Origin of the sequence: Actinomyces slackii, assembly GCF_900637295.1 — a bacterium.
Lineage (GTDB): Bacteria > Actinomycetota > Actinomycetes > Actinomycetales > Actinomycetaceae > Actinomyces > Actinomyces slackii.
Genome location: NZ_LR134363.1, coordinates 1,821,087 through 1,843,603 on the forward strand (window position 1 = coordinate 1,821,087; position 22,517 = coordinate 1,843,603).

The 22,517-nt window shown below is 72.6% G+C and carries 20 protein-coding genes; 15 read left to right on the plus strand and 5 right to left on the minus strand.

All coding sequences use genetic code 11. The features are described from left to right. Positions 1 to 146 precede the first annotated feature (146 nt). From EL266_RS07570 to brnQ, 5 genes are read left to right on the plus strand one after another with little or no spacing between them, the layout of a single operon-like run. The gene (locus EL266_RS07570; RefSeq protein ID WP_026426781.1) at positions 147 to 608 is read left to right on the plus strand and encodes a YbjN domain-containing protein; all 462 of its coding nucleotides are present in this window, start codon (positions 147 to 149) and stop codon (positions 606 to 608) included. Further along, positions 608 to 1,294, plus strand: a complete 687-nt coding sequence (locus tag EL266_RS13735; RefSeq protein WP_026426782.1) for a type III secretion system chaperone family protein — start codon at positions 608 to 610, stop codon at positions 1,292 to 1,294. Before EL266_RS07570 ends, EL266_RS13735 begins: the two co-directional genes overlap by 1 nt. A gap of 10 nt (positions 1,295 to 1,304) precedes the next feature. Next, on the plus strand, positions 1,305 to 2,264 hold the full coding sequence (gene miaA, locus EL266_RS07580) for a tRNA (adenosine(37)-N6)-dimethylallyltransferase MiaA (RefSeq protein WP_026426783.1): 960 nt from the start codon (positions 1,305 to 1,307) through the stop codon (positions 2,262 to 2,264). A 10-nt stretch (positions 2,265 to 2,274) separates the two neighbouring features. After that, entirely contained in the window at positions 2,275 to 3,237 is a 963-nt protein-coding gene (dapF, locus tag EL266_RS07585) for a diaminopimelate epimerase (RefSeq protein ID WP_026426784.1), read from the plus strand. A gap of 53 nt (positions 3,238 to 3,290) precedes the next feature. Next, positions 3,291 to 4,712 carry a branched-chain amino acid transport system II carrier protein gene (brnQ, locus tag EL266_RS07590; protein WP_026426785.1) on the plus strand — a complete coding sequence of 474 codons (1,422 nt, stop codon included), beginning with the start codon at positions 3,291 to 3,293 and terminating at the stop codon, positions 4,710 to 4,712. A 46-nt stretch (positions 4,713 to 4,758) separates the two neighbouring features. Here the strand turns inward: brnQ and EL266_RS07595 are convergent, their stop codons facing one another. Both EL266_RS07595 and EL266_RS07600 read right to left on the minus strand, forming a co-directional pair. Continuing rightward, positions 4,759 to 5,358 carry a class I SAM-dependent methyltransferase gene (locus EL266_RS07595; RefSeq protein WP_026426786.1) on the minus strand — a complete coding sequence of 200 codons (600 nt, stop codon included), beginning with the start codon at positions 5,356 to 5,358 and terminating at the stop codon, positions 4,759 to 4,761. Positions 5,359 to 5,489: 131 nt separating this feature from the next. Next, a complete protein-coding gene (locus EL266_RS07600; RefSeq protein ID WP_026426787.1) occupies positions 5,490 to 6,869 on the minus strand; it encodes an MFS transporter in 1,380 nt (459 codons plus the stop codon). Between the two features lie 249 nt (positions 6,870 to 7,118). On the opposite strand from EL266_RS07600, the gene hflX reads away from it, so the two are divergent. From hflX to EL266_RS07620, 4 genes are all read left to right on the plus strand, one after another. Beyond that, entirely contained in the window at positions 7,119 to 8,702 is a 1,584-nt protein-coding gene (gene hflX / locus EL266_RS07605; RefSeq protein ID WP_026426788.1) for a GTPase HflX, read from the plus strand. A 110-nt stretch (positions 8,703 to 8,812) separates the two neighbouring features. After that, complete coding sequence (locus tag EL266_RS07610; RefSeq protein ID WP_084500659.1) at positions 8,813 to 10,714, plus strand: ATP-dependent DNA helicase; 1,902 nt, start codon at positions 8,813 to 8,815, stop codon at positions 10,712 to 10,714. Between the two features lie 71 nt (positions 10,715 to 10,785). Continuing rightward, the gene (locus EL266_RS07615; protein WP_084500660.1) at positions 10,786 to 11,334 is read left to right on the plus strand and encodes a MarR family winged helix-turn-helix transcriptional regulator; all 549 of its coding nucleotides are present in this window, start codon (positions 10,786 to 10,788) and stop codon (positions 11,332 to 11,334) included. A gap of 89 nt (positions 11,335 to 11,423) precedes the next feature. Next, positions 11,424 to 12,392, plus strand: a complete 969-nt coding sequence (locus EL266_RS07620; protein ID WP_026426790.1) for a quinone oxidoreductase family protein — start codon at positions 11,424 to 11,426, stop codon at positions 12,390 to 12,392. Between the two features lie 317 nt (positions 12,393 to 12,709). Here EL266_RS07620 and EL266_RS13515 read toward each other — a convergent pair whose 3' ends face one another. After that, complete coding sequence (locus EL266_RS13515; protein ID WP_232011984.1) at positions 12,710 to 13,753, minus strand: LysM peptidoglycan-binding domain-containing protein; 1,044 nt, start codon at positions 13,751 to 13,753, stop codon at positions 12,710 to 12,712. A 210-nt stretch (positions 13,754 to 13,963) separates the two neighbouring features. Between EL266_RS13515 and lexA the strand changes: the two genes are divergently transcribed. Next, on the plus strand, positions 13,964 to 14,719 hold the full coding sequence (lexA, locus tag EL266_RS07630) for a transcriptional repressor LexA (protein ID WP_026426791.1): 756 nt from the start codon (positions 13,964 to 13,966) through the stop codon (positions 14,717 to 14,719). 168 nt (positions 14,720 to 14,887) lie between these two features. On the opposite strand, the gene EL266_RS07635 is transcribed toward lexA, so the two are convergent. Then, the gene (locus EL266_RS07635; RefSeq protein ID WP_026426792.1) at positions 14,888 to 15,889 is read right to left on the minus strand and encodes an L-lactate dehydrogenase; all 1,002 of its coding nucleotides are present in this window, start codon (positions 15,887 to 15,889) and stop codon (positions 14,888 to 14,890) included. A 235-nt stretch (positions 15,890 to 16,124) separates the two neighbouring features. Here EL266_RS07635 and nrdR point away from each other — a divergent pair, with 235 nt between their 5' ends. Next, a complete protein-coding gene (gene nrdR, locus EL266_RS07640; protein WP_026426793.1) occupies positions 16,125 to 16,583 on the plus strand; it encodes a transcriptional regulator NrdR in 459 nt (152 codons plus the stop codon). Positions 16,584 to 16,634: 51 nt separating this feature from the next. After that, positions 16,635 to 17,777 carry a glycosyltransferase family 4 protein gene (locus tag EL266_RS07645; RefSeq protein ID WP_026426794.1) on the plus strand — a complete coding sequence of 381 codons (1,143 nt, stop codon included), beginning with the start codon at positions 16,635 to 16,637 and terminating at the stop codon, positions 17,775 to 17,777. A 38-nt stretch (positions 17,778 to 17,815) separates the two neighbouring features. Here EL266_RS07645 and EL266_RS07650 read toward each other — a convergent pair whose 3' ends face one another. Continuing rightward, a complete protein-coding gene (locus EL266_RS07650; protein WP_026426795.1) occupies positions 17,816 to 18,550 on the minus strand; it encodes an IclR family transcriptional regulator in 735 nt (244 codons plus the stop codon). Between the two features lie 179 nt (positions 18,551 to 18,729). Here EL266_RS07650 and leuC point away from each other — a divergent pair, with 179 nt between their 5' ends. The 3 genes from leuC to murA all read left to right on the plus strand — a co-directional run bounded on the left by leuC (position 18,730) and on the right by murA (position 22,398). Continuing rightward, positions 18,730 to 20,184 carry a 3-isopropylmalate dehydratase large subunit gene (gene leuC / locus EL266_RS07655; protein WP_051281085.1) on the plus strand — a complete coding sequence of 485 codons (1,455 nt, stop codon included), beginning with the start codon at positions 18,730 to 18,732 and terminating at the stop codon, positions 20,182 to 20,184. 38 nt (positions 20,185 to 20,222) lie between these two features. Then, on the plus strand, positions 20,223 to 20,876 hold the full coding sequence (gene leuD, locus EL266_RS07660) for a 3-isopropylmalate dehydratase small subunit (protein WP_026426796.1): 654 nt from the start codon (positions 20,223 to 20,225) through the stop codon (positions 20,874 to 20,876). A gap of 199 nt (positions 20,877 to 21,075) precedes the next feature. Continuing rightward, entirely contained in the window at positions 21,076 to 22,398 is a 1,323-nt protein-coding gene (murA, locus tag EL266_RS07665) for a UDP-N-acetylglucosamine 1-carboxyvinyltransferase (protein WP_026426797.1), read from the plus strand. Positions 22,399 to 22,517 lie beyond the last annotated feature (119 nt).

Below are 22,517 nucleotides of genomic sequence, written 5' to 3' on the forward strand. Positions count from 1 at the left end.
CCTTGGTGCTCCCTGACGCCCTCAGGCCTCAGCCGTGGACAGCGCCCGGCCCTGCTGGCCGTGCCGGCCGTGCCCCGCGTTGCGCTCAGGGTGGAGCCCGCCACAGCATGCAGACTCCCCGAAGGCGACCCCATTACGCTGGAGGCATGCCCGCCTCCGACACGCCCGCGCCAGTCGCGCCCGCACCGGTTGACACCGAGCGCGTGCGCCGCAGCGTCCAGGGCCTGGGGCTGCGCTACTTCATCGACGACGAGGGCGATGTGGGCATCCCCTGGCGCCTGGTGACCATCCACGTCATCTTCCAGGACACCCGCGCCATCCAGCTGCGCGGCGTATGGCACCGCATCGCCGAGACCGAGAACCTTCCCCACCTGCGTGAGCTCGTCGAAGACTGGAATGTCACCCGGATCGGTCCCAAGGCCTACCTGACCATCGATGACGCCGGTGTGGTCCGACTCCACGGGGAGGCGACCTACCCGTTGCGCGCCGGGATGACCGACCAGCAGCTGTCCGATTTCATCTTCACCAGCTGCCGCCTCATCATCGCTCTCATGCGCCAGGCCGAGGAGAGGTTCCCCGACCCGCTGAGCGGAGGCCTGGAGCCGTGATGCCACGACGCAGGCCGAGACTGTCCCGGCTCATCGCCCGGCTCCTGTCCAAGGAGAGGGACTCGCGCGCCCAGGCGCCCCGCGCCGCCGGGCATCCCCGTCCCCGCGCTCGGCGCATCTCCGAGGAGCCCGCGGCGCGCACCGGAGACGACCCGGCGCGCATGGACGCGCAGGGCGGACTCGCGCGGCCCCAGGCGCGGGCCGATCGGCGCCCAGTGGCGCCGGAACCGGCGCAGGACTCCGCTCCCACGGCCATCGAGGCCCCCTTGCCCCTGGACCTGGATCGCATTGAGACCATGCTGACCGGGCCCATGGGATACGCGGTGCGCCAGCACAGCGAGGAGGGTCACTCCTGCCTGCTGGGCACCTGGGACGAGTTCCCCTTCGTCATCGAGATCCCCCAGGGCCACGAGGGCTGGCTCCTGGTCTCGGGCGACTGGCAGGAGCCCGCTCCCGCCTCCCAGCGCGATGAGATCGCCTCCAGCGCCAATGACTGGAACCGCGACAAGTTCTTCCCCACCGTTGGCGTCCTGGACGGTCCCATGGGGCCGCGCGTGCGCGCCACCTACATGGTGGATCTCAACTCCGGCATCACCGACACCCAGCTGCGCCTGCACCTCAACACGGCGCTGTCCTCCTGCACGCAGGCCCTCAGCGCCGTCGGCCCCCTGCTGCCGGAGATCTGAGGTGGCGGCGGTGCGCATCGCCGTCGTGGGCCCCACCGCGACGGGCAAGTCCGACCTGGCCCTGGACCTGGCCCAGGCACTGGGGGCGCGGGACCAGGGGCGCGCGGAGGTCATCAACGCGGACGCCTCCCAGCTCTACCGGGGCATGGACATCGGCACCGCCAAGCTCCCGGTCGACCAGCGCCGGGGCGTGCCCCATCATCAGTTCGACGTGCTCGAGGTCCGCCAGGAGGCCAATGTCGCCTCCTACCAGCGTCACGCCCGCGCAGACGCCGCCGCGATCGAGGCCCGTGGAGCCAGGGTCATCATCGTGGGGGGCTCGGGGCTCTACGTGCGAGCCCTGACCGATGACATGGACTTCCCCGGCACCGACCCCGCGGTGCGCGCCCGCCTGGAGGAGCGCGCGCGCACCGAGGGCGGCAGGGCCCTGGGCCAGGAGCTGGCCCAGCAAGACCCGGTGGCCGCCGGCCGCATCGCCCCGGGCGACACCCGCCGCATCGTGCGGGCCCTGGAGGTCATCGAGATCACCGGCCGCCCCTTCTCCGCCTCCCTGCCGGACTACCGGGACGCGGCGCCCACCGTCCACCTGGCGCTGCGAGTCGATCGACAGGTCCTCAACACCCGCATCGACGCGCGCGCCGCCGCCATGTTCGACTCCGGCCTGCTGGAGGAGACCGAGGACCTCGTGGCCCTGGGCCTGCGCGAGGGGAGCACGGCGCCGCGGGCCATCGGCTATGCCCAGGCGCTTGAGGTCCTCGCGGGCCGGATGAGCGCGCAGGAGGCCGTGGAGCAGACCGCCCAGGCCACCCGCAGCCTCGCCTCCCGGCAGATCAAGTGGTTCCGCCGCGATCCGCGTGTCCAGTGGATCGATGCGGCCCTGACCCGCCAGGGCGACTGGGCCGACGGCGAGCGCCAGCGGGTCCTGGAGGCGGCCCTGGAGCGGATCGGCAGCGCGGAGCTCGTCCCTTAGGCTTGGGCCCATGCCATCGACCCTGGGACCCGGCGCGGGCCTGAGCGGGCGCGAGCTCATCAAGGGCCACGCCACCCTCAACGACTTCCTCCTGCTCGTCGACCCCGAGCGCGATGCCGCCGTCTCCGCCGCCGATATCGCCGCCGTGTGCGACCGGCGCGCGGGCATCGGCGCTGACGGCTTCGTGCGCGTGGTGCGCACCCAGGCCCTGCCCGGCGCGCAGGACTTCGCCGCCGCGGCCCCCCAGGCGCACTGGTTCATGGACTACTACAACGCCGACGGCACCGTGGCCGAGGTCAATGGCAACGCCGCCCGGCTCTTCGCCCACGTCCTGGACCATGAGGGCCTGGCTGACGTGGGGGAGGAGGAGTCCATCACCATCGGCACCCGGGCGGGGGCGCGCAGCCTCACCCGCCTGGGCGACCTGTGGACCGTGGACATGGGGCCCGCACGGCTGCCCCACCGCGAGGCCGCCCGCGCCGAGGGCTGGGACACCGCCGTCGTCGTGCCCGGGCTTAAGGGGCAGCGCGCCGCCCTGAGCGTGTCCATGGGCAGCCCGCACACCGTCCTCGCCCTGGGGGAGGAGGCCGAGCTGGACTCCGCTGAGCTGGCGGGGCTGAAGGGCTCCGGCGAGCCAGTGGCCTACGATCCAGCCCCCGACCAGGGCACCAACCTGGAGCTGGTGGTGCCCCTGGGGGAGGAGACGGATCCTGACAGCGGGCGGGCCGTGGGGCTGGCCCGCATGCGAGTCCTTGAGCGGGGCGTGGGGGAGACCCTCTCCAGTGGGACCGGCGCCTGCGCAGCGGCTGTGGCTCTGAGCGTGTGGCAGGGACAGGACGCCCCCCAGGACTACCGCCTGCTCGTGGCCGGAGGGGAACTGGGCGTCCACGTGGGGCCCGATCCTCTGGCGCCCGGGGCCACCGTGCTGCTGACCGGACCGGCCTCCATCACCGCCAGGATCACTGTGGCCTGAGAATCAGCCTGCCCGAGCAAGAAGACCGACGACGACCAACGAAGACCAACGACATGTCCCATCCCACCGCTGATGGCGCCCCCGCGGGCTCGCCGGCGCGCCGTCTCATCACCACCGGGCTCATGCTCTTCGCCCTGTTCTTCGGGGCGGGCAACCTCATCTTCCCGCCGGTGCTGGGCGCCTCGGCCGGGCCGGGCCTGCCCGCCGTCATGGCCGGGTTCCTCGCCACCGGCGTGCTGCTGCCCCTGGTGGCGATCATCGCCGTGTCCACCTCCGGGGAGGGGATCGTGGGACTGGCGCGGCGCGTGGGCCGCGGCTTCGGCCTGGTCATGCCCGCGGCCGTCTACCTGGCCATCGGCCCCCTCTACGCCATCGCCAGGGTCACCACCGTGTCCTACGAGCTGACCGCGCGCCCCCTGCTGGAGCTGGCCGGGATCCCGGTGGGCCCCTGGGCGCTGCCGGTGCACGCCCTGGTCTTCCTCGCGGTCAGCTCCCTCATCGCCCTGCGCCCCAGCCGCCTGGCCGACCGGATCGGGCGCTGGCTCACCCCGGCGCTGCTCCTGCTCATCATCGTGCTGTGCGCCGTGGCGATCAGCGCGGGGAGGGTCATCGATCGCGCTCCCGAGCCCGCCTACGCCGCGGCTCCCGTGGCCCAGGGGCTGACCCAGGGCTACTTCACCATGGATGTCCTGGCGGCCACCGTGTTCGGCATCGTGGTCCTCAACGCCCTGCGCGGCCAGGGGATCAGCGACCAGCGGCGGATCGTGGCCTACACCTCGGGGGCGGGATGCCTGGCGGCGGCGCTTCTGGCCGGTGTCTATGTGGGCCTGGCCATGATCGGGGCGCGCACGCCCGGGCCCGTCAATGATGGGACCGCCCTGCTGCGCGCGGCCGCGGAGGACGGCCTGGGTCGGGCAGGGGTGGTGATCTTCGGGGCCATCGTCCTGCTGGCCTGCCTGACCACGGCGGTCGGGCTGCTGTCGGCCTGGGCCGGCTACGCCTCCACGCTCCTGGCGCGCACCAGCTTCGAGGGCCAGCTCCTGGGCGCGGCCGGGGTCACCTTCATCCTGTCCAATCTGGGCCTGGCCGCGATCATCCAGATCATCTCCCCGGTCACCCTGCTGCTCTACCCCATGACCATCACCCTCATCACGGTGACCATCGTGGATGTGGTGGCCCCCGGGCACCTGAAGGCCGCCTACCGCTGGGGCGTGGCAGTCTCCGGGCTGCTGGGCCTGGTTTCGGCCCTGGCCGACGTCGGGGTCGCCGCCCCCTCCCAGGCCCTGGCGCGCACGGGGATGTGGGATGACGCCACGGGGTGGATCCTGCCCACCACGGTGGCCGTCCTGGTGGGACTGGCCTGGGACATCCACCGGGGCCGCTGGACCACGCCGGCCGACGACAAGAGCGACGCCGAGGAGGAGATCACCCACGCGGTGGCCTCCCACCTGACCCAGGAGGCCTCGGCCCCCTGAGGGCCGGGCCCGGGGCCACGCCCGGTCGCGCCGCGCGGTCCGGGGCTCAGCGGCTGACGCGCAGGATGCGGAAGCCCTTGGCGGAGGCCTCGCGGCTGACCCGCCAGCCCTGCTCGGCCATCCACCCGGCCAGGGAGTCGGCGCCCAGGTTCTTGCCGACGACGAGCCAGGCCTCGCCGTCGTCGGCCAGGAGGGGGAGCCAATCGGCCAGGAGGGCGTGAAGGGCCGTCTTGCCGATGCGCACCGGAGGATTGGACCAGATGACATCGAGCCGGTCCCCGCTCCGGTGAAGCTCCGCCAGCAGGTCGGGTGCCAGGAGGGCGCGCGCATTACGGCCGGCGGTGTTGCGGGCGGTCAGGTCAACGGCCCGCTCATTGATGTCGGTGGCCAGGACCCGGGCCTGGGGGGCGGCGTCGCACAGGGCCAGGGCGATGGGCCCCCAGCCGCAGCCCAGGTCCAGGGCGGTGCCGTGGGCGGGCGGATCGGGGACGTGATCGAGCAGCACCTGCGTGCCCTTGTCCAGGCGGTCGGCGCTGAACACGCCCGCGGCCGTGATGACCTCATGCTCGGTGCCGCGGATGGTGAAGCGGTGGGTGCGGCTGCGCGGATCGCCCTGCGGGGAGGCCGAGAAGTAGTGCTCGCTCACGCTCCCAGGCTACCGGCCACGCCCGCCCCATCGGCTCCTCGCCGGGGTCGGGGCCGCCACTGTGCGCCGGGGCCCACGGCGAGGGCCCCGGCCCGGGGCGAGCCGGAGGAGGGCGGGGGCCAAGCGCGCGGTCACCGCCCGGCGGCGCGCCGGGTCAGCAGCGCGGTCGCCCCCAGCATGAGGGACAGGGCGATGACGGCGCCCACCAGCCTGGGCCCCTCGACCCCCGCATCGGTGGGGGCCACGAAGGCCGTGACCGCCGTGCCCAGCGTCGCGCCCCCGGCCGCCGAGGCGACGGTGACCGCCGTGGCCGCCCGCGCCTGGGAGATGCCGTCGTCGGGCCCATCGGGGCCCGGCTGGCTGACGCAGCGGATGAGGGTGTCCTGGTGCGTCAGTCCCATCCCCAGGCCCGCCACGGAGAAGCCCACGTGCAGCCACCACCAGGGCAGGGCATCGGCGAAGGCCGCGGCCATGAGCAGCCCCCCGGTGAGGAAGCAGCCGGCCCCGCCCGCGGTCCGCAGCATGTAGGTGACTGGGGCTCGCGCCGGGGTTGCCCCGCACCACATCGCCACCACCGACCAGCACACCCCGGCCGCGGTCAGCGCCCAGCCGATGGCGCCGGCCCCCAGCCCCAGAACGTCATGGGCGCCGGGAGCCACCAGGAAGTCCAGGGCGAAGTAGGCCATGCACACCCAGGCCAGGGCGGCGATGGCGGCGCGACGCCCCGGGCGGAGCCGCAGCGTCCCGGCGGGGAAGACCCGGGTGCAGGCCCACAGTGCGGCCGCCGCCCCAAGGCCGCAGCCCGGCCAGAACCACGCCGATCCTCCCGGGAGCGCCCCGATGAGCCCGACCCCGCCGGCCAGCGCCAGCGCCGCCGACCAGGGGGCCTTGCCGCCCTCGTCCTCCACGCGCAGCCCGCGGATCTCCCGGGCCATGAGCAGGCGCGCCACCACCAGCAGCGGCACATAGGCCACCAGCGCCCAGCGCCACCCCCACAGCGAGGCGATGGTGGCGGCGTAGGCCGGGCCCAGGAGCGAGGAGACCACCCATGTGGCCGACCCGACGGCCAGGAAGAGGCGCCGCCACTGATCGGGCAGTCCCGCGACCAGAACACCCATGGTCACCGTGGCCAGGGCCCCGGCCGCCAGGCCCCGCAGCACCTCGCCGGCCACGTACACCCCGATGCCCGGGGCCATCGCCCCCATGACGGCCCCGGCGCAGAGCAGGGCGGTCAGCGCCGTCATGAGCCGGTCCGCCCGCCAGCGCGCCAGCATGGCCCCGCCCAGGGGCATGGTCAGGAAGGCGGGCACCTGGGCCGCGGCGGTCACCAGGCCGTAGTGGCTGCGGGCATGCAGCTCGGTGGCCAGCAGGGGCAGCACCGTTTGATTGATGTAGATCTGCATGCCCGCCAGCAGCTCGACCGTGAGCATGGCCACCACCAGGTGCCCCAGGCGCGTGGTCAGCACGGCGCGCAGCGACAGGGGCGGGTGCCCGGCAGGGGGAGGAGTCACGTTGGCCAGGCTACCGGCGCCCCGCCCGGGTGCTCGCGGTCGGCGCCCGGTGCCGTGCGCCCCGCCCGGCATCGATGGCATGGCGACGGGGTGGGCATGCGCTAGGATGCCGCCATGTGGATTTCCCGTATGCGATGAGCCGGTGGCTGTGACGCCGCCCCACGCTCACCCCCTGCCCTCATCGGCCCGCAGGCCCCTGGGCGGGGCCATCGATGCCCCGCATCCCCACGCATACGACAAGGAACCCCTGTGAACGAGATCCGCACCCCTGATTCGACTGCGTCCGCCGACGCAGCGCCCACCGTCCCCGCCCGCACCCCCGAGGACATCGTCGCCCGGGTTCTCTCGCGCACCGGCACGGCCCTGGCCTCCACCGACGGCGGGCACTGGGACGGCCAGCACGACGACGGCGCCCTGGAGCGCGAGGCGCGCGCGGGACTGCGGCGCGTGGCGGGGCTGTCCACCGAGCTCGAGGACGTCTCCGAGGTCGAGTACCGCCAGGTCCGCCTGGAGAAGGTGGTCCTGGTGGGCCTGGACCTGCCCCATCAGCGGCCGGCCAGGCGACCGACCGGCGCCGCCCCTGGTGCGCTGCCCGGCGACGCCCAGGACGCCGAGACCTCCCTGCGCGAGCTCGCCGCCCTGGCCGAGACCGCCGGCTCCCAGGTCATGGACGCCCTCATCCAGCGGCGCGACCACCCCGATCCCGCCACCTACCTGGGCAGCGGCAAGGCCCGCGAGCTGGCGGAGATGGTGGCCGCGGTCGGGGCGGACACGGTGATCGTCGACGGCGAGCTGACCCCCTCCCAGCGCCGCGCCATGGAGGACACCGTGGGGGTCAAGGTCGTCGACCGCACGGCCCTCATCCTGGACATCTTCGCCCAGCACGCCAAGTCCCGGGAGGGCAAGGCCCAGGTCGAGCTCGCCCAGCTGGAGTACCTGCTGCCGCGCCTGCGCGGCTGGGGGGAGTCCATGTCCCGTCAGGCCGGTGGGCGGGTGGCCGCCGGACAGGGCATCGGCTCCAGGGGCCCCGGCGAGACCAAGATCGAGCTGGACCGGCGTCGCATCCGCGAGCGCATGGCCAAGCTGCGCCGCGAGATCAAGGCGATGGAGCCCGCCAGGGCCACCAAGCGCGGCTCCCGGCGCCGTGGGTCCATCCCCTCGGTGGCGATCGCCGGTTACACCAACGCCGGCAAGTCCTCGCTCATGAACCGGCTCACCGATGCCGGGATCATGGTTCAGGACGCCCTGTTCGCCACCCTGGACCCCACGGTGCGCCGCGCTGAGACCGCTGATGGGCGCGTCTACACCCTGACCGACACGGTCGGGTTCGTGCGCAGCCTTCCCCACGAGCTCATCGAGGCCTTCCGCTCCACCCTGGAGGAGGTGGCCGGGGCCGATGTGCTCGTGCACGTCGTCGATGCGGCTCATCCCGACCCGCTCAGCCAGATCGCCGCCGTGCGCACCGTGCTGGCCGAGATCCCCGGCGCTCTGGATGTGCCCGAGCTCATTGTGCTCAACAAGACCGATCTGGCCGACGCCGTGACGCTGGCCGCCCTGCGCACCCGACTGCCGGGGGCGGTGATGGTCTCGGCTCGCACGGGGGAGGGCCTGGGTGATCTGCGCGCGCGCATCGAGGAGATGCTGCCCCGCCCCGAGGTGGTGGTCGACGTCGTCGTGCCCTACTCGCGCGGCGACCTGGTCTCCCGCGCGCATGCCGACGGCGAGATCGAGACCGTTGAGTACGTCGAGTCCGGCACCCGCCTGGTGGCCCGGGTCGATCCCGCCCTGGCGGCTGAGCTTCAGGCCGCCCGCGGGGCCTCGGACCGGCCGTGACCCCGCCTCCCGAGTCCCGGGCGGCGGAGGGCCTGGAGGGGGTCTCGACGCGCGCCCTCGACATCGCGGTCCAGGAGCTGGGCGGGCGTGCGCGCAGCGGTCAGGCCGATATGGTGCGCGGCGTGGCCGCCTCGATCGAGGAGGGCCACCACCTGCTGGTCCAGGCCGGGACCGGCACCGGGAAGTCCCTGGGCTACCTGGTGCCCGCCATGGCACATGCCGTGGAGTCGGGTCAGCGCGTCGTGGTCTCCACCGCGACCCTGGCCCTCCAGCGCCAGATCCTCATCAAGGACGCGCCCCTGGCGGCGCGCGCCGTCGAGGCCGTCACCGGGGCCCGGCCGGATGTGGCCCTGCTCAAGGGGTGGCAGAACTACCTGTGCCGTCACCGCCTCCAGGGCGGATACCCCGACCAGGATGAGGGAACCCTGTTCGACGCCGACCAGGCGCTGGCCCGCCCTCGAACGGGCAAGGGCGCGCAGGCGGGCCTGGGTGAGCAGGTGCTCCGCCTGCGCCAGTGGGCCGCCTCCACGGATACCGGTGACCGCGACGATCTGGTCCCCGGCGTGTCCGACCGGGCCTGGGCTCAGGCCTCGGTCTCGCGGGCCGAGTGCCTGGGCGGGGCGTGCCCGCTCAAGGCCGAGTGCTTCGCCGAGGCGGCGCGTGCCGCCGCCGGGCAGGCCGACGTGGTGGTCACCAATCACGCCATGCTGGGCATCGTGGCCGCGGGCAACCCGGGGGTTCTGCCCGAGCACGAGGTCCTCATCGTCGATGAGGCCCATGATCTGGCCGAGCGCGTGCGCTCCCAGGGCACGGTGGTGCTCTCAGCGGGATCGGTGGCGCGAACGGCTGCCACGGCCCGCAAGCACGCCGCGGTGCTGGTGGCCGATCTGGAGGCGGCGGGCCAGGAGCTCCAGCTGGTCCTGGCCGAGCTTGCCGACGGGCGCCTGGAGGATGGCCTGCCCCCGGCGCTGGGCCAGTCCCTGGCGGTGCTCGAGGCCGCGGCCCGCCAGGTGGCCGCCGATGTGCGAGAGCAGGGCAGGGCCAAGGGCTCGGGCCTGGACGCGGGCGGCCTGGCCCTGGCCCGCACCGCCATCGCGGATCTCGTCGATGCCCTGGAGCGCATGGTCTCGGACTCGGTGGCCCAGGGGCGGGATGTGGCCTGGATCGAGCGGCCCCGCATGGGGGCCGAGCCGCCGCGGCTTTTGTTGGCGCCCATCGAGGTGGCCGGCTCGGTGGCCACTGGTCTTCTGGCCGAGCGCACCGCGGTGCTGACCTCGGCGACCCTGGCCCTGGGCGGGGGCTTTGAGCCCATGGCGCGCGCCCTGGGACTGACGCTGTCGGAGCAGCGGTGGGAGGGCCTGGACGTGGGCTCGCCCTTCGACTATCCGCGCCAGGGGATCCTCTACGTGGCCGCGCACCTGCCGCGCCCCGGTGCGGGGATATCCGAGGCCGCCCTTGACGAGATGCTCGCCCTGGCGGAGGCCTCCGGGGGCGGGATGCTGGGCCTGTTCTCCTCGCGGCGGGCCGCCCAGGAGGCGGCCGAGGTCCTGCGCGGGGCGACCTCCCTGCCGGTCTACGCCCAGGGGGAGGACAGCCTGCCTGCCCTGGTGGAGGCCTTTGCGGCCGACGACGCCGCCTGCCTGGTGGGCACGCTCAGCCTGTGGCAGGGAGTGGATGTGCCGGGGCGGACCTGCCGCCTGGTGGTCATGGACCGCATCCCCTTCCCCCGCCCCGATGACCCGGTGGCCCAGGCGCGCACCGACGCGGTGGTGGCCGGCGGCGGCAACGGGTTCATGAGCGTCTCGGCGGCTCATGCCGCCCTGCTGCTGGCCCAGGGGGCGGGCCGGCTCATCCGCCGAGGCGATGACCGCGGCGTGGTCGCGGTCCTGGACTCCCGTCTGCGCACGGCCCGCTACGCCGGCTTCCTGACCCGCTCCATGCCCGCCCTGTGGCCGACGACGGACCCGGCCGTGGTCCGAGGTGCTCTGGCCCGCCTGGCGGGTGCCGGCTGAGATGCCGTGGATAGATGTTGTCATCTCCGATTCCTCGGATTCCTTGGCGCTGCTAGCATGACTGCGTGAAGATGCCTTCAGTGGTCCCGGGGCTGCGGCGCGGCCGTCGTGAGTTCCAGGAGGACTCCTGCGCCCGCTTGGGTCGCCATATCAAGGTCGCTGAGGCGGCGATGATGGCGGCCAAGGCGGAGGCGTTGCGGGAATTCGATCTCACTGTGGCGCAGTACGCGGTTCTGCTGGCGCTCCATTACGACTCGGGCCGATCCTCCGCGCAGTTGGCCCGGGAGTCTGGCGTCACCCCGCAGGCCATGGCCGCCGTCCTGACCAAGCTGGAGGCCAAGGGCTTCATCTCGCGCTCCCCCTCCTCCGTGCACGCCAAGGTTCTCATCACCAGTCTGACCCCGGCTGGCGAGGCCGTGCTGGTCAGGGCGGATGAGGCCGCTCGGGCCATCGAGCAGCGGGCGCTGGACGCCTTCTCCTCCCAGGAGCTCGACCTCCTGGTGGAGATGCTCCAGCGCGCGACGCAGGCCTTCAGTGGATCCTGCGACCATCAGGCGGGCTCGGCGTCAGAGCCGGTGTCAAGCGCTGCCGGTGGTCTCGAGGAGGGGACGCCTGGCTGACCGCTGACAGCGAAGCAGAGCATCCGCCACTTCATCTGTGTCAAGATCTTGATATGATCGAGGCACTTGACTCAAGGGAGGATCTTGATATGAAAGCGATGCAGATCGTCAGCTTCGACGGGGCCGAGGGGATGCGCTACCAGGAGGCTCCCCTGCCTGAGCCCTCAGCCGGCCAGGTCTCGATTGATGCGCAGTACTCCGGGGTGGGTTACATCGAGGCGCTTCTGGCCGAGGGCTTCCTGCAGCGGGAGCTTCCCTGGACCCCCGGGCTGGAGGTGGCCGGCACCATCCGCGAGGTGGGCCCGGGCGTCACCGGCCTCGAGCCCGGCCAGGTCGTGGCCGCTCTCATCATGGGAGGCGGCGGTTACGGGCAGGTGGTCGTCACCGGCGCTGATCTTGTGGCCCCGCTGCCCGACGGATTGGATCCAGCCCTGGCCTCAGTGGTTCCGGCCAACACGACAACGGCTCTCATCGCCCTGGAGCATGTGGCCCACATGCGCGCAGGGGAGCATGTCCTGGTCCATGCCGCTGCGGGTGGGCTGGGCTCCCAGATGGGGCAGGTCGCCCGCCTGCTGGGTGCTGAGCGGGTTGTGGGAGTCACCCGCTCGCCCGCCAAGCGCCAGGCGGTCCTGGACCTCGGTTACGACGAGGCCTGGCTGCCCGAGGAGCTCGACTCCGCTGAGGGCGGGCAGTTCGACGTCGTCGCCGACCCGGTCTCCGGCCCCGGCCGGCTCAGGAGCCTGGATCTGCTCCGTGTGGGAGGACGGCTCCTGGCCCTGGGGGATGCCGCCCGCGGTGGAGACCAGCTCATCAACTCCACGTCCCTGTGGCTGCGCGGCGCAGGTGTCATCGGCTTCAACCTGGGGGCGCTGACCGCTGCCGATCCCGCGCTCGTCGGCCAGTACCTCCGGCGAGCAGTGGGCCTCGTGGCCAGCGGCGAGGTGGGGATCCACATCAGCGAGCGGGCCCCCATCCAGGAAGCACCGCGCGTCATCGCCGCCCTGCGCCAAGGATCGACCATCGGCAAAACCGTGCTCGTCCACGAACCGCGGAGCTGATCACTCGCGGGGCATGTCAGCGTCGGTGATCCCTCAGGGTCGCCGACGCGATGCGCTGGGGCAAGCCTTTTGGGCCGTGCGGCGCTGTCCCCTGGGGGCCTACTGAGCCGTGGGCGCGCGGCCCTCACAGGCCCAGGGCGGCGGCGGGGGAGGACAGGAAGACGGTGACCAGGAACAGGGCGATGAAGCCCATCAGGGAGAGCAGGGCCTTGGCAGCGGATCGCACGGGGACTCCTTCGTCGAGGTGCAGGGGTCCCCATTGTGTCAGATCACAGTCCCGTGGCACCAACGGGGGAGCGGATCCGGTCCGGGCCGGCTCAGTGCACGGGAACCGTGAGGCGCTGGCCGGCGTGAATGGTGGAATCCTCCAGGCTGTTGAGCTCGACGATGGTGGCCACCGTGCCCGGCACATCCGAGGTGCCGGTGCTCGAGGCGATCTCCCACAGGGACTGGCCCGGCTGGACCACCGCGACGGCTGTTCCCGTTGCCTCAGCCGAGCCCACGCCTGGCAGCGCCACTGCGGCCACCGCTGCCGTGGCGACCAGGGCGATCACCGCCAGGCAGGCGCTGATCACCGTGACGGCGCGGCGCACCTGGACGGCGACCCCTGCCGCCTGCGGCCGGTCGCGCCTGGCGGTGACCGAGCCATTGGCAGTGCGAGCAGTGCGAGGCGCGGAGGATCCGCGCGTGGCCGGTCTGCGCGCGGAGGCGCCCACGGCAGTCCGCTCACGGCGTGGGGCGGGCCGGCCGGGGCGCGTGGGCCGGACCGGCCGCGGCGATGCCGCCTGGGAGCGGCGCCGGGCCGCGCGCACCGCGGGATGGCGCGGCGCCAGCAGCTCTAGGGCATCCTCGATCCCCAGGGATGAGGCCTCCGCTGAGCCGCGCCCAGCGAAAGGAGCGGCCGGGCGCGCAGGCCTCGCTGCTCGAGGTGCCGGCCGGGGACGCGTCGTGGCCGGCGCAGCGGGACGACGGGGCGCAGTGACCCGCGACTGGGGAGTGACCGCGCCGGACGCGCCAGCAGCACCGCCGGTGCCGCTGGTGTCGCCAGTGCCGTGAGCGCCGTCGGCGCGCGCAGCGGGACCTGCCGGCGCATGGCCCACCAGGCGCAGGCGCGGAACGCCGGTGGAGGAGGTGAGGGGCGCGCGGCGCGCAGCGCGCGACGGGCGCCCCGGGGACCCATCGCCAGTTGGCGCGGCCTCGGTCACCAGGCGCAGGTGCCCCCTGCGTCCTGACATGCTTCCCGGCACCGCGCCCGCGGCGCTACCGACTGCCTCCCACGAGGAGCCGGGCTGCTGCCCGGGCCGCCGGGACTGCGCGGAAGGGCCGCGCGAGGGGCGGGGCGGGGCGATGAAGGCGCTCATGTCTTCCTCCTGAACACATGTTCGACGAACGTCTGTTCGACAGGTTACTGCCTGGAGGGCGACACGTCCAGCATCTCTTCGAACACGTGTTTGAATGTGGGTCGGATCGCCTCTAGGCTTGTGGCATCACGACATCACCGACCACTGACATGAATCCGCCCCTCTTAGCCGGACTGCCCGGTCCTGCCATGAGGGGGCTGAGGAGGGGCCATGAGCACCACGACTGACCGGGGCGGCGGCCCCGCGGTCGCCGAGATCCTGGAGGGCCTTGATGACCGGGCCCGGGCGGTCTACCGGGCCGTCCGACAGGCGGTGGAGTCCCACGGCTACCCGCCCTCCCTGCGCGAGATCGGCTCGCAGGTGGGCCTGACCAGCCCCTCCTCGGTCAAGCACCAGCTCGACAAGCTCGAGCGCCTGGGGCTGGTGCGCCGCGACCCCAAGCGTCCCCGCGCCATGGAGGTCCTCCTGCCCGAGGCCGGCGAGCCGGCCGATGAGCCCACTCCTCCCGTTGAGCTGCGCGCTGTGCCCGCCCTCGGGGAGGCCGGCCCCCAGGCCCCGGCCTCCCCGGGCCCGGCGGGGGAGGGGGTCGCCATCCCGCTGGTGGGGCGCATCGCCGCGGGCTCTCCCATCCTGGCCGAGCAGGAGATCACCGATGTCATGACCCTGCCGCGGCGCCTGACCGGCCAGGGCGAGCTGTTCATGCTGGAGGTCCACGGGGACTCCATGATCGATGCGGCCATCTGCGATGGGGACTGGGTAGTGGTGCGCTCCCAGCCCGACGCCGCCAACGGCGAGATCGTCGCCGCTCTCATCGAGGACGTCGACGGGGCCAGCGCCACCGTCAAGGTCCTGTCCCGGCGCGACGGCCATCAGTGGCTGCTGCCGCGCAACCCAGACTACGCCCCCATCGACGGCGATCAGGCCACGATCATGGGCAAGGTCGTCACCGTCCTGCGCTCCCTGTAGGACGGTGACTCCCGGCCGGTTCCCGCTCGCACAGCGCTTGGGGCGCGCCTCGGTGCTCCCGAGGCGCGCCCCAAGCGCGTGGTCGGCGATGCCGTGACGCGATGCCGCCTGCGCCGTCGGGCCTCAGCGGCTGAGGGGCGACGGCGCAGGCGGGCTGCTCAGCTCAGTTCAGTAGCCCAGGCCGCGGGCGACCTCGCGCAGGTGATCGGCGGAGGCCTTGAGCGCGGCGTGCTCGTCGTCGGTCAGCGGCAGCTCCAGGCGGCGGCCGGCGCCCTCGCGTCCCACGATGGTGGGCACGGCCATGCACACATCGGAGATGCCGTGCCAGTCGGTCAGCAGCGGCGAGACGGTCAGCACGCGCTGCTCATCGTTGAGGATGGCGCCGATGATCCGCTGGACCGCCAGGCCCACCGCGTAGTTGGTCGCGCCCTTGCCCTCGATGATGCGGTAGGCCGAGCGCACGACGTCATGGGCGATCCGCTCGCGCTTGGCCTCATCGAACTGCCCGCCGTCCAGGGTCTGGCCCCACTGGGTGATCGGCACGCCGCCGATCTCGGTGGAGGACCACAGCGGCACCTCGGAGTCGCCGTGCTCGCCGGCGATGTAGCCGTGGATGTTCTGGGTGGCGGTGCCGGTCTCCAGGGAGACCAGGTAGCGCATGCGCGCGGTGTCCAGGACGGTGCCCGAGCCGAAGACCTGGTTCTCGGGCAGGCCGGTGATCTTCTTGGCGCAGTAGGTCACCACATCGACCGGGTTGGCCACGAGCAGGAAGATCGCGTTGGGGGCGACCTCGACCAGCTTGGGCAGGATCTTCTCCATGATGCCGACAGTCGCCCCGGCCAGCTCCAGGCGCGACTGCCCCGGCTTCTGCTTGGCCCCGGCGGTGATGGCGATGACGTCGGCGTCGCGGCAGATCTCCGGGTCATCGGAGCCTGAGACCGCGCCTGCGGAGGTGAACTGGATGCCCTGGGCGATGTCCAGGGCCTCGGCCTCAACCTTCTCCTTGGCGATGTCCTGCAGCACGATCTCACGGGCCACGCCCTTGGTGACGCAGGCGTAGGCGAGGGTTGAGCCCACGGCTCCGGCGCCGATGATGGCGACCTTGGAGGGGCGGCCGGAGCGGGAGATGGGGTAGGAGCCTTCAGCGGTGTTGGTGATACGGTCGGACACGTTCTTCTCCTCGGTGGGATCGATCGGCAGGCCCCTGCAGCGCCTACCAGGGCCAAGCCTACGTGCTGACCGGAGCCCGGGGCAGGGGCCAGCGGTCCCGCATTGACGCATCATTCCCGCCCAGGCGCACCCAGCGGACCCAGCGGGCCGCCGTGCGATCGGTGGGGCCCGCGGCTGCGGGGCGATCTGTTAGTCTGCCTGTGACCCGTGACGCCACAAGACGGGAGATGCCGGCGTGCACTGCCCCTTCTGCCATCACGACAACTCGCGCGTGGTGGACTCGCGCACCGCAGAGGATGGCGCTTCCATCCGCCGTCGACGCCAGTGCCAGCAGTGCGGGCGGCGCTTCACCACCCTGGAGACCTCCAGCCTCTCGGTGCGCAAGCGCTCGGGCGTCGTCGAGCCCTTCAGCAGGGACAAGGTGATGGTCGGCGTGCGCCGCGCCTGCCAGGGCCGCCCCGTCTCCGACGACGACCTGGCCCTGCTGGCCCACAAGGTCGAGGAGTCCATCCGGGCCGGCGGCCAGGCGCTGGTGGACTCCCATGAGGTGGGGCTGGAGATCCTGGGCCCCCTGCGCGAGCTCGACCAGATCGCCTACCTGCGCTTCGCCTCGGTCTACTCCTCCTTCGAGACCCTGGAGGACTTCGAGGCGGCCATCGCCGAGCTGCGGGCCCCCGTCGCCCAGCCGGGCTGAGTCGCCCGGGCCTTGCTCGGATCGTCAAGCGGTGCGTGGCACACTGCCGCCATGCGCGTGCTCATCGTCTCCGACTGCTATCCGCCGCGCCTGGGCGGGATCGAGACCCAGGTGCGCGATCTGGCGCTCAACCTGCGGGCCGCTGGGCATGAGCCGACCGTGGTGACCGCCACCCCCGTGGGGCGTGAGCGCGGGCGCAGCATCGAGACCCAGGATGGATTCCCCGTATGGCGCACCACCGTGCCACTGCCGGCCGAGCTGCCGGTCCACCCCCTGGCGCGCCGCGAGATCGGCGTTGCCATGGACCGGCTGCGCCCCGAGGTCGTCCATGTGCATGTGGGCATCGTCTCGCCCTTCGCCTGGTCGGGGATCGCCGCGGCCCAGAGCCGGGGACTGCCGCTGCTCATCACCTTCCACTGCGTGCTGGGCCCCTGGGCCCGGGCGGGGGCGCTGGCCGGGGCGCTGAGCCCCGTGCGCCGCTGGCAGCGCGCCGGCGCCCACCTCACGGCGGTCTCCTCCATGCTCGTTCGCCAGGTCGAGGCCGCGGGCGGGAGGGATGTCGACATCCTGCCCAACGGGATCACCGTGGCCGACTGGCGGCTGCCTCAGGACTGGCAGAGCCCCGATCACTCGCCTGACCGGCCGCTGACGGTGACGGCCTCGCAGCGCTGGATCGGGCGCAAGCGGCCACTGCAGGTGGTGCGCGCATTCGCCGATGCGGTGCAGGCGGTCGGCGATGAGCGCGCGGTTCTCATGATGTACGGCGATGGGCCGCTGCGCCAGCGCCTGGCCCGGGAGGTGGAGGGCTCCGGGGTGGCCGAGCGGATCGTCCTGGTGGGGCGCCTGGAGCGCCCCGAGCTGGCTCGCGCCCTCAATCGCGGGGACATCTTCCTGCAGACCTCGACGGATGACTCCTTCGGCATCGCCGTGCTGGAGGCGCGCACGGCAGGACTGGCCATCATCGCGCGGCGCTCCTCGGGGGTCAGCGACTTCATCGAGGACGGCGTCGAGGGCCTGCTGGTCGACGACGAGCCCGAGCTGGCCCGCGCCCTGGAGACGCTCCTGACCGACCGTCAGATGCTGGAGCGCATCAGGGCCCACAACCGCGCGGTCGCCCCCGCGGTCGAGTGGGCGGCGGTGGTGGGCATGCATGAGGAGGCCTACCGCCGTGCCATCGCCGCGGCCAGGGGCTGAGGGCGGCAGGGGCTGAGGGCGGCAGGCCTGCCGGTCTCCTAGCCCTCGGCGCGCAGGACCTCGGACAGGCGCCGGGCGGCGGCCATGACCACCGGGCCGTGGGCGCGCCCGGGCTGGCGGCCCATGCGCTCGATGGGCCCGGAGATGGAGATGGCCGCCACGACCTTGCCGCCCGCGCCCCTGACGGGGGCGGAGACGGAGGCCACGCCGGGCTCTCTCTCCCCGACGGATTGGGCCCAGCCGCGGCGCCGCACCGCCGAGAGCATGGTGGCGTTGAAGCGCGCCCCCACCAGCCCGCGGTGAAGGCGATCGGGCTCCTCCCAGGCCAGCAGGACCTGAGCGGCCGAGCCACCCTGCATGGACATGGTGGCTCCCACGGGGATGGAGTCGCGCAGTCCGATGGGCCGTTCGGCATTGGCCACGCAGACCCTCACATCCCCCTGGCGCCGGTAGAGCTGGGCGGACTCGTGGGTCTTGTCCCTCAGGGCGGCCAGCACCGGGGCGGCCGCGGACAGCAGGTGGTCCTCGCCGGCGGCGGCGGACAGCTCGGCGAGCCGGGCCCCCAGTGCGAAGCGTCCCTGGGTGTCGCGCGTGACCAGGCGGTGGTGCTCCAGGGCGACGGCGATGCGGTGCGCCGTCGGGCGGGCCAGGTGGGTGATGGCGACCAGCTGCGCGAGCGTCGCAGGGCCGGCCTCCAGGGCATTGAGCACCAGGGCCGCCTTGTCGATAACGCCGACGCCGCTGGAGGAGTCGTGCTCAATCGAACTGTCCATACTCTGATACTCCCATCCCGAGGTGCGAGACTTCAAGTAGCGTCGTCCAGAGAGGTGGCGCGGCGTCAGTATCTTGTCGAGCAGTTTAGTCCGGGCTCGGCGCGCGCGCCCCGCAGAACATGCAATCTCGTGCCGAAGGGCTCGGCGCGGAGGGACTGTCAGGAAAGGACGGCAGCGCAATGGGCATGACCCTGGCCGAGAAGGTCTGGCGCGATCACGTAGTCTCCCAGGGGGCCGACGGCGCTCCCGACCTGCTCTACATCGACCTGCACCTTGTCCACGAGGTCACCAGCCCCCAGGCCTTCGAGGGCCTGCGCCTGGCCGGCCGTCAGGTCCGCCGCCCCGACCTGACCCTGGCCACCGAGGACCACAACACCCCCACCCTGGACATCGACCTGCCCATCGCCGATGTCACCAGCCGCGCGCAGATCGAGACCCTGCGGGCCAACTGCGCCGAGTTCGGGGTGCGCCTGCACTCCCTGGGGGACGCCGATCAGGGCATCGTCCACGCCGTGGGCCCCCAGCTGGGGCTGACCCAGCCGGGCATGACCGTGGTGTGCGGAGACTCCCACACCTCCACTCACGGGGCGTTCGGGGCCCTGGCCTTCGGGATCGGCACCTCGCAGGTCGAGCACGTCCTGGCCACCCAGACCCTGCCCATCGCCCCCTTCAAGACGATGAGCGTGACCATCGACGGCGATCTGCCCGCCGGCTCGGGCGCCAAGGACATCATCCTGGCCATCATCGCCAAGATCGGCACCAACGGCGCCCAGGGCCACGTCATCGAGTATCGCGGCCGGGCCATCGAGCAGCTCTCGATGGAGGCCCGCATGACGATCTGCAACATGAGCATCGAGGGCGGGGCCAGGGCCGGCATGATCGCCCCGGACCAGACCACTCTCGACTACCTGGCCGGGCGCCCCCACGCCCCCGAGGGCGCCGACTGGGACGCCGCCGTCGAGTACTGGATGAGCCTGCGCACCGATGAGGACGCGGTCTTCGATACCGAGGTCGTCCTCAAAGCCGCCGACATCGAGCCCTTCGTCACCTGGGGCACCAACCCCGGTCAGGGCCTGCCGATCTCGGCCACCGTGCCCGTTCCCGAGGAGATCGCCGACGAGACCCAGCGCCGTGCCGCCGAGCGCGCCCTGGAGTACATGGACCTGACCCCCGGCATGCCCCTGCGCGACATCCGGGTCGACACCGTCTTCCTGGGCTCGTGCACCAATGGGCGCATCGAGGACCTGCGCGCCGCCGCCGAGGTCCTGCGCGGGCGCACCAAGGCGGAGGGCCTGCGCATGCTCGTGGTCCCCGCCTCCGCCCGCGTGCGCCTCCAGGCCGAGGACGAGGGCCTGGACCGGGTCTTCACCGACTTCGGGGCCGAGTGGCGCAACGCCGGCTGCTCCATGTGCCTGGCCATGAACCCCGACAAGCTCAGCCCCGGTGAGCGAGCCGCCTCGACCTCCAACCGCAACTTCGAGGGGCGCCAGGGCACCGGCGGGCGCACCCACCTGGTCTCGCCCGTGGTGGCCGCGGCGACCGCCGTGCGCGGCACCCTGTCCACCCCTGCCGACCTCCCCCCGCTGGACGGGCAGGGGCGCGGCGCCGACCGCCCGGCCCCCGTTCCCGCCTGAGCCGCCCAGCCAGCCCACGACAAGGAGAGCAGCAGATCATGGAGAAGTTCATCTCCCACACCGGCATCGGCGCCCCCCTGCGCCGCAGCGAGGTGGACACCGATCAGATCATCCCGGCCGTCTACCTCAAGCGCATCACCCGCACCGGCTTCGAGGACGCCCTCTTCGCCTCCTGGCGATCCGGGGAGCCCGACTTCGTCCTCAACCAGGAGGCCTACAAGCGCGCCTCGGTGCTGGTGGCCGGCCCCGACTTCGGCACCGGCTCCTCGCGCGAGCACGCCGTGTGGGCCCTCAAGGACTACGGATTCCGCGTGGTCCTGGCCCCCCGCTTCGCCGACATCTTCCGGGGCAATGCCGGCAAGCAGGGGCTCGTGGCCGGCGTCATCAGCCAGGAGGACTGCGAGCAGCTGTGGAAGATCCTGGAGACCTCGCCGGGCACCGAGATCACCGTGGACCTGGAGAACCGCACCGTGGAGGCCGGCGCCTTCCGCTGCGCCTTCAGCATCGACGACTACGTGCGCTGGATCCTCATGGAGGGCCTGGATGACATCTCCCTGACCCTGACGCATGAGGAGGAGATCGTCGCCTACGAGGGTGGCCGGCCCGCCTTCAAGCCGCGCACCCTGCCGGCCAAGCACCTGCCCGCCCAGGAGGTCGTGCCGGCCCGCGCCGCCAACATGCCCCGTCCCTGACCCGCACGGCCGGTCGCGCCCGGCCCGGCCGGCCGATTGGCTGAGGCAATGAGCCGAGGCAATTGGCTGAGGCAAAGGACACCCCCGTGGGAGCCGAGGAGGCACAGGGCGGGGCCTATGCTGGGACGGCTTGGCGCCCGCGCCGGGCGGGCTTGCCCGCGCAGCCCCATCCACGCCACATCATGTCTCGGAGGTACGCATGGTCGACGGTCTGCTCCAGGTCGAGGGCGGTCGTCCGCTCACCGGCGAGATCACTGTCCGCGGGGCCAAGAACCTGGTTCCCAAGGCCATGGTGGCGGCCCTGCTGGGCAGCACGCCCTCCGTGCTGCGCAATGTCCCGCTCATCCGTGACGTCGATGTGGTCTCCGGCCTGCTGACCCTCCACGGGGTGAGCATCGAGCACGACCGGACCGAGGGCATCCTGACCCTGGACCCCTCACGGGTGGAGACCGCCCATGTGGCCGACATCGACGCCCATGCCGGCTCCTCTCGCATCCCCATCCTCTTCTGCGGCCCCCTCCTGCACCGCCTGGGGGAGGCCTTCATCCCCGACCTGGGGGGATGCCGCATCGGGGACCGCCCCATCGACTTCCACCTCGACATCCTGCGCCAGTTCGGCGCCAGCGTGGACAAGCTCCAGGCCGGTATCCGCCTGACCGCTCCCGACGGGCTCAACGGGACCGTCATCGACCTGCCCTACCCCTCGGTGGGCGCCACCGAGCAGACCCTGCTCACGGCGGTGCGCGCCCACGGCCTGACCGAGCTGCGGGGCGCCGCCGTCGAGCCCGAGATCATGGACCTGGTGGACATCCTGCAGAAGATGGGCGCCATCATCTCGGTGGACACCGACCGCACCATCCACGTCGAGGGCGTCGAGGAGCTCGGCGGCTACAACCACGCCGCCCTGCCGGACCGCATCGAGACCGCATCATGGGCCTCTGCCGCACTGGCCACCCGCGGGGACGTGTTCGTGCGCGGGGCCCACCAGAGCCACATGACCACTTTCCTCAACATCTTCCGCAAGGTCGGCGGGGCCTTCGACGTGCGCGACGACGGCATCCGCTTCTACCACTCCGGCGGGGATCTGCGCTCCATCGTCGTGGAGACCAATGTCCACCCCGGCTTCATGACCGACTGGCAGCAGCCCCTCGTGGTGGCCCTGACCCAGGCCGAGGGCCTGTCGATCGTCCACGAGACCGTCTACGAGAACCGCTTCGGCTTCACCAAGGCCCTGCGCAAGATGGGGGCCACCATCCAGGTCTACCGCGAGTGCCTGGGGGGCACCGAGTGCCGCTTCGGCCAGCGCAACTTCTACCACTCCGCCGTCGTCTCTGGGCCCACGCCCCTGACCGGCGCGGACATCGTGGTGCCCGACCTGCGCGGGGGCTTCTCCCACCTCATCGCCGCCCTGGCCGCCCAGGGGACGAGTCGCGTCGAGGGGGTCAACCTCATCGACCGCGGCTACGAGAGCTTCATGTCCAAGCTCGCGGCCCTGGACGCCGACGTCACCCGCCTGGCCTGAGCGCTCCGGGCTGGACTCCGAGGCGCCAAGGCGCCAGGAGCCGCTAGAGTGCGTGCGTGCCCACCACGCGACAGTTCACGCCCTTCTACCGCTTCGCCGCCAGAGGGGTCATCATCCCC

Coding starts and splice junctions, on each gene's coding strand:
- EL266_RS07570 (WP_026426781.1), top strand. CDS start 147: ATGCCCGCCTCCGACACGCCCGCGCCAGTCGCGCCCGCACCGGTTGAC.
- EL266_RS13735 (WP_026426782.1), top strand. CDS start 608: ATGCCACGACGCAGGCCGAGACTGTCCCGGCTCATCGCCCGGCTCCTG.
- dapF (WP_026426784.1), top strand. CDS start 2,275: ATGCCATCGACCCTGGGACCCGGCGCGGGCCTGAGCGGGCGCGAGCTC.
- brnQ (WP_026426785.1), top strand. CDS start 3,291: ATGTCCCATCCCACCGCTGATGGCGCCCCCGCGGGCTCGCCGGCGCGC.
- EL266_RS07610 (WP_084500659.1), top strand. CDS start 8,813: ATGGTGCGCGGCGTGGCCGCCTCGATCGAGGAGGGCCACCACCTGCTG.
- EL266_RS07615 (WP_084500660.1), top strand. CDS start 10,786: ATGCCTTCAGTGGTCCCGGGGCTGCGGCGCGGCCGTCGTGAGTTCCAG.
- EL266_RS07620 (WP_026426790.1), top strand. CDS start 11,424: ATGAAAGCGATGCAGATCGTCAGCTTCGACGGGGCCGAGGGGATGCGC.
- EL266_RS13515 (WP_232011984.1), bottom strand. CDS start 13,753: ATGAGCGCCTTCATCGCCCCGCCCCGCCCCTCGCGCGGCCCTTCCGCG.
- lexA (WP_026426791.1), top strand. CDS start 13,964: ATGAGCACCACGACTGACCGGGGCGGCGGCCCCGCGGTCGCCGAGATC.
- EL266_RS07645 (WP_026426794.1), top strand. CDS start 16,635: ATGCGCGTGCTCATCGTCTCCGACTGCTATCCGCCGCGCCTGGGCGGG.
- EL266_RS07650 (WP_026426795.1), bottom strand. CDS start 18,550: ATGGACAGTTCGATTGAGCACGACTCCTCCAGCGGCGTCGGCGTTATC.
- leuC (WP_051281085.1), top strand. CDS start 18,730: ATGGGCATGACCCTGGCCGAGAAGGTCTGGCGCGATCACGTAGTCTCC.
- leuD (WP_026426796.1), top strand. CDS start 20,223: ATGGAGAAGTTCATCTCCCACACCGGCATCGGCGCCCCCCTGCGCCGC.
- murA (WP_026426797.1), top strand. CDS start 21,076: ATGGTCGACGGTCTGCTCCAGGTCGAGGGCGGTCGTCCGCTCACCGGC.